Below are 4,693 nucleotides of genomic sequence, written 5' to 3'. Positions count from 1 at the left end.
CGCCCAGGCGGGACGTCTCGCCGGAACGGACCTGCGCGAGACGGCGGCGCACGGCATCGAGCGGACGCAGGCCGACACTGACCTGGATCCACGCGGCGGTAATCAGGGCGGCTGCGAGAAGGGCCAGGGAAGGGACGAGATCGGACGCGAACGCCAAGCCTGCGGCATGGACCTCTGCGCGGTCCACGGCCACCACGGCGCGGATCGTCCTGCTCCCGAGGCTTGCCGGCGTGGCGATCCGGCGCTCAATCGCCAGCAGGGAGACGCCACCCGGACCCGGGATCGTATGCTGGTGGACCTCTCCGGCTGCCGGAAGGTCGGGCGGCAGTGACAATGTTGCGTCCCAAAGCGAGCGCGACCGCAGCACGGTGTTGGTTCCCTCGTCTGCAATCTGCCAGTAGAGCCCGCTCAAGGGTTGGACGAACCGCGGCTCGGCTGGTGGCACGCCGACGCCGAGCGCGCCATCCGCAGTCTGAGCGAGGCTGCTCACAAGCTGGTTGAGATGCGAGCCCAGCTCGGCCGCCATGCGCCGCTCCACGTGCCGCTCGAACAGCAGCAGCAGGCCGAAGCCGGCCATTGCCAGAGCAACGAGGATAGAGGCCGCCCCGGCGGCGAGAAGGCGCAGCCTGAGCGATCCCTGCCTCATGATGAAGCGGGTTCCGGCACGAGGTAGCCGAAACCGCGGCGGGTCTCGATCAGATCGACACCGAGCTTGCGGCGCAGGCGACCCACGAGCACTTCCAGCGCGTTCGGGTCGCGGTCATGGTCGTGCGCGTAGAGGTGCTCCATCAGTTCCGTCGGCGGGATCACCCGCCCGGCATGGTGCATGAGATAGCTCAGGCAGCGGTATTCGAGTGGCGAGAGGCTGAGCGGCACGTCGTCGACCGTGACCCGCATCTTGCGGGTGTCGAGCACGACCGGACCCGAGACGAAGACGGGTGCGGCTCGGCCGGCGGCCCGGCGCAGGAGGGCGCGCACGCGGGCCAGCAGTTCCTCCATGGCGAACGGCTTGGCGAGGTAGTCGTCGGCACCGGCATCGATGCCCTCGACGCGCTCCGCCCAAGCGCCACGCGCGGTGAGGATCAGCACCGGCAGGTCGCGCCCGGCCGCGCGCCACTTCCTGAGCACGGTGAGGCCGTCCATCTTCGGCAGGCCGAGATCGATCACGGCGAGATCGTAGTCCTCGGTGTCGCCACGGAACCAGGCTTCCTCGCCATCCTGGACATGATCGACGGCATAGCCTGCGTCCGCCAGAACAGCCTCCACCTTGCGGGCGATGCGGGGATCGTCCTCGACGAGCAGAATGCGCATCAGTGGCCCTCCCGCTTGAGGATCGCGGCCGTGGCGGCGTCGACGTACACCTCCCACAGGCGCCCGGCCGGATCGATCACCTTGAACTCGTAGACCCAGCGCTCGCGCTTGCGCTCGAACTCCACGCCGACGACCTCGCCGCCGAGGTCCGAGCGTACCCGCGTCAGGATCTCTGCCAGCGCCAGTGCCTCGCCCCGCTCGACGGCACGACGGGCCTGGTCATAGTCGCGCTCGCGGGCCGCCAGGGCGGCAGGCGGCAGCAGGACTGCGGTGAGGCCGAGGACGATCATGACGCGGCGGGTCTTGCTCATGGGGCGAGAATGCTCCCGCGCACCTGACATTTCGCTGACATGGATCAACAGGAGGCCGAAAGCGGCACGCCGCTAATGTCATCCCCATCGATCCGGACACGCCGTTCGGATCAGGAAAACAGGAGACCGACATGCGCACGATCATCATGACGACGGCCCTTCTCGCAACAGGACTCGCAATTCCAGCCCTGGCGGATAGCCCGGACCGCCGCTGCGTTCCGAACGCAGATGGCCGCATCGTCGCCGCAAGCGAGGTGAGCAAGGGACTTAAAGACCTTGGCTACCGGGTCGACCGGATCAAGGCCGAAGATGGCTGCTACGAAGTCCGGGCCGTGAACGACAGCGGCTTCCCGATCAAGGCTGTCTACGCGCAGGCCACGGGCGAACTCGTCCAGGCCCGCCTTCGCTGAACGGAAAACCAAACGACACCACAGGATCAGGAAACAGGAGAGCTGGTCATGTTCACGATCAAAACCCTCGCAGGCGCCATCATCGCGCTCGGCCTGACGACGGGCTTTTCCGGGGTTGTCCTCGCGGCCGCCCCGCAGGGGCACGAGAGCCACGGTGCGTCCATCGTCGAGCTGACCCTCAACAACGGGCAGAAATGGAGCACGGACGAGGCCCTGCGGACCGGGATGGACCGGATCCGCGATGCGCTCGACGCCGCGCTTCCACCGATCCACGCAGGGCGGTTCAGTGCGGCCGAGTTCTCGGCGCTCGGTGACACGGTCCAAGAGCAGGTCGACTACGTGGTGGCAAATTGCAAGCTGCCCGAGGAGGCCGATCTCCAGCTCCATGTCGCGTTGACCCAGGTCCTGGACAGTATCAATCTCATGAAGGGAACGGGCGGCCAGGAGCAGGGCGCCGTGGCCATCATTCAGGCCCTGAACGCCTATGGTGAGCACTTCGACCACCCGGGCTGGAAGCCGCTGGGACACTGATGGGATCCCTGTCCGACGACACCGCTGCGGCCGCGAAAGCGGAAAGCGGGCATTTCTCCCCCTTCCCGCAGATGCCCACCAGCCACCCGTCGCACTCACGGGAGAAGACCATGAGCCAGGCCATCGACGACCTCAGGCACGATCGTGAGGCGATCCTCTCCGCCTTGGACATCCTCGACCGCATCGAAGCAGCAGGACGGCAGGGCACCGCCTCAAGCGGTGACATTACGTCATTCATCAGCTTCCTGAAGGAGTTCGTGGACAAGTGCCACCACGGCAAGGAGGAGGGGATGCTGTTTCCTGACCTGGCCCAGGCGGGAGCATCGGAACAGGAGTCATCCGTTCCCGCGCTGCTGTCCGAGCACGAGGAAGGACGAGCGCTCATCAGGACGATGGAGGAGGCAAGCCACCCGGTGCTCCAGCCCGAACCATTCTCTGCGGCCGCAAAGGCCTATTCACACCACCTCAGAGCTCACATCGAGAAGGAGAACGGGATCCTGTTCCCTGCGGCCGAGCAGGCTCTCGGCGAAGGTGAGTTGGAGTCGCTCCGTCGCGCCTTCGACAGGCACGAGGACGAGGTGATCGGGCACGGACGGCACGAGGAGCTCCATCGCATGCTGCACGAGCTCAGGGCGAAGTACCTTCATTGAGGATCGCTGCGTTGACCGCGAGGAACAGGGCCGGGAGGAGGCTCGCGGTTGCAGCCGTTCCCGGCCCGGGGAGTCGCTGGACCCTGCCATCGCTCCCTCAGCGGTCGTCCTCGCCGTCATCGCCGGCCCCGCCGCGCATCATGGCTCCGCCGTAGCCCATCCTCCCGCCCGGTCCCAGGATGCCGCGGGGTCCCATGGGCGCGAGGGCCTCCAACCGCCGCTTCTGGCCCCCGTCGAGGGTGGCATAGAGCGGGGCCGCCGCATCGGCGAGCTTGCGCAGGGCGTCCGCTCCCTGGCTCATGCGATCCGCCATGCTGCGGATCATGGCGACGCGGTCCCCGGCCATCGCACCCTGGCTCTGGCGCATGGCCTGCATATGGCCGAGGTGAAGCGTGGCGAGGTTGCGGATCGCGGCTTCGACCGGAGGCCACAGCTTCTCCTGCTCGGCCGACAGCTTCAGCCCGGCATGGACCGCCGCGATCTGGGCGTCGACGAAGGCGCTCATGTCCTCGGGAGAGAACCGGCTCATCGTGCCTCTGCCGGGTCCGCCCCTCATGCCGCCCTGCATCATCTCCATGCGGCCTTGGGGCATGCCTTGCCTCATCTGGCCCATGGGCGTTGGCGTCCCGGATTGAGCGGGCGCTGCCTGAGGTTGCGCCTGGGCCGGAATGGCTCCGGCGAGGGCGATCAGGGCGGTGACGAGAAGGGGTGTCTTCATGGCAGGCTCTCCTTGCTGGACCCGACTTCCAGGATCGGGAAATGACCGGGTCCGCTTTCAGTTTCAGATGCGACGGACTCGATCAGATCACGTCCTGCGGCCGAGGGCGCTGGCGGCCGCGATGCCGAGGACGGCCGCGGCCTCTCGGGCTACGTCGGTCACTCGCGTCGTCCATGATGGTGGCCGTGGCCTCCGTGCATGAACAGGTGCATCAGCGGACAGGCCAACAGCAGCAGGTAGGGGAGGGCGGTGATGATGTGGCCCGTGTAGTTCGCGAAAAGGTAGACGCCGAGTGCGGCCAGCGCGAGCGTGACGACCCAGCCCAGTGGCGTGCCGACCAGAACCGTCCGCCAGTTCTTGGATGATGTCACTGGGATATCGGTGGGAGTGTGCATGGCCAAAGCCTTCTGCAAGCGATTGGAACTTTACCACCGCATCTGGGCGCCTGCTTTGATCCAGCTCAAACCCGCTTCGCCTTGGAGAGGTGTATGATGGATCCCGAGACTGGATCTGAGAGGCTGGTGAGCAATTATCTTTCCTTTCGCGTGAGGCGGCGCAGCAGGATGCGGCTCATGGCGAGATAGAGCAGCATCTCGCCGGTCTCGATCAGGCGTTCGTAGTCCTTGGCGAGCCGCCGGTTGGTGGTGAGCCAACCGATGGTCCGCTCGACAACCCACCTGCGCGCGAGCACCTGGAAACCGCTCGGGCGCGTCGGCGGCTCTGCGTCAGCCCGCATCCAGGTTCCGCCGCTCCACCAATGCT

Annotated in this window: 8 protein-coding genes and 1 pseudogene; 3 read left to right on the top strand and 6 right to left on the bottom strand. The window is 66.7% G+C overall.

Going from position 1 to position 4,693, the window contains the following annotated elements; translation table 11 throughout:
* The 3 genes and pseudogenes from ACXJKO_RS29875 to ACXJKO_RS29865 form a co-directional block, all read right to left on the bottom strand.
* Positions 1-646, bottom strand: a pseudogene (locus ACXJKO_RS29875) (sensor histidine kinase); the annotation flags it as partial.
* Positions 643-1,311 carry a response regulator transcription factor gene (locus ACXJKO_RS29870; RefSeq protein WP_457094650.1) on the bottom strand — a complete coding sequence of 223 codons (669 nt, stop codon included), beginning with the start codon at positions 1,309-1,311 and terminating at the stop codon, positions 643-645. The gene ACXJKO_RS29870 and the pseudogene ACXJKO_RS29875, both read right to left, overlap by 4 nt.
* Entirely contained in the window at positions 1,311-1,622 is a 312-nt protein-coding gene (locus ACXJKO_RS29865) for a PepSY domain-containing protein (RefSeq protein ID WP_457094649.1), read from the bottom strand. The genes ACXJKO_RS29870 and ACXJKO_RS29865 overlap by 1 nt, the downstream gene beginning before the upstream one ends.
* A 131-nt stretch (positions 1,623-1,753) precedes the next feature.
* On the opposite strand from ACXJKO_RS29865, the gene ACXJKO_RS29860 reads away from it, so the two are divergent.
* From ACXJKO_RS29860 to ACXJKO_RS29850, 3 genes are read left to right on the top strand one after another with little or no spacing between them, the layout of a single operon-like run.
* Entirely contained in the window at positions 1,754-2,032 is a 279-nt protein-coding gene (locus ACXJKO_RS29860) for a PepSY domain-containing protein (RefSeq protein ID WP_457094648.1), read from the top strand.
* Between the two features lie 48 nt (positions 2,033-2,080).
* Complete coding sequence (locus ACXJKO_RS29855; protein ID WP_457094647.1) at positions 2,081-2,563, top strand: hypothetical protein; 483 nt, start codon at positions 2,081-2,083, stop codon at positions 2,561-2,563.
* Positions 2,563-3,213, top strand: coding sequence for a hemerythrin domain-containing protein (locus ACXJKO_RS29850; protein ID WP_457094646.1), 651 nt, complete (start codon positions 2,563-2,565; stop codon positions 3,211-3,213). Before ACXJKO_RS29855 ends, ACXJKO_RS29850 begins: the two co-directional genes overlap by 1 nt.
* Before the next feature lie 97 nt (positions 3,214-3,310).
* Here the strand turns inward: ACXJKO_RS29850 and ACXJKO_RS29845 are convergent, their stop codons facing one another.
* The 3 genes from ACXJKO_RS29845 to ACXJKO_RS29835 form a co-directional block, all read right to left on the bottom strand.
* Entirely contained in the window at positions 3,311-3,931 is a 621-nt protein-coding gene (locus ACXJKO_RS29845) for a Spy/CpxP family protein refolding chaperone (protein WP_457094645.1), read from the bottom strand.
* A gap of 158 nt (positions 3,932-4,089) precedes the next feature.
* Positions 4,090-4,326: a DUF2933 domain-containing protein gene (locus ACXJKO_RS29840; protein ID WP_457094644.1), complete on the bottom strand. Its 237-nt coding sequence runs from the start codon at positions 4,324-4,326 to the stop codon at positions 4,090-4,092.
* A 134-nt stretch (positions 4,327-4,460) separates the two neighbouring features.
* Positions 4,461-4,693: transposase (locus ACXJKO_RS29835; RefSeq protein ID WP_457091823.1), on the bottom strand; the 233-nt coding region annotated here is incomplete at its 5' end.

It is taken from the genome of Microvirga sp. P5_D2 (assembly GCF_054049475.1).
Note: the sequence above shows the minus strand (reverse complement) of the source record. Positions and strands in the feature narration are given on the sequence as shown.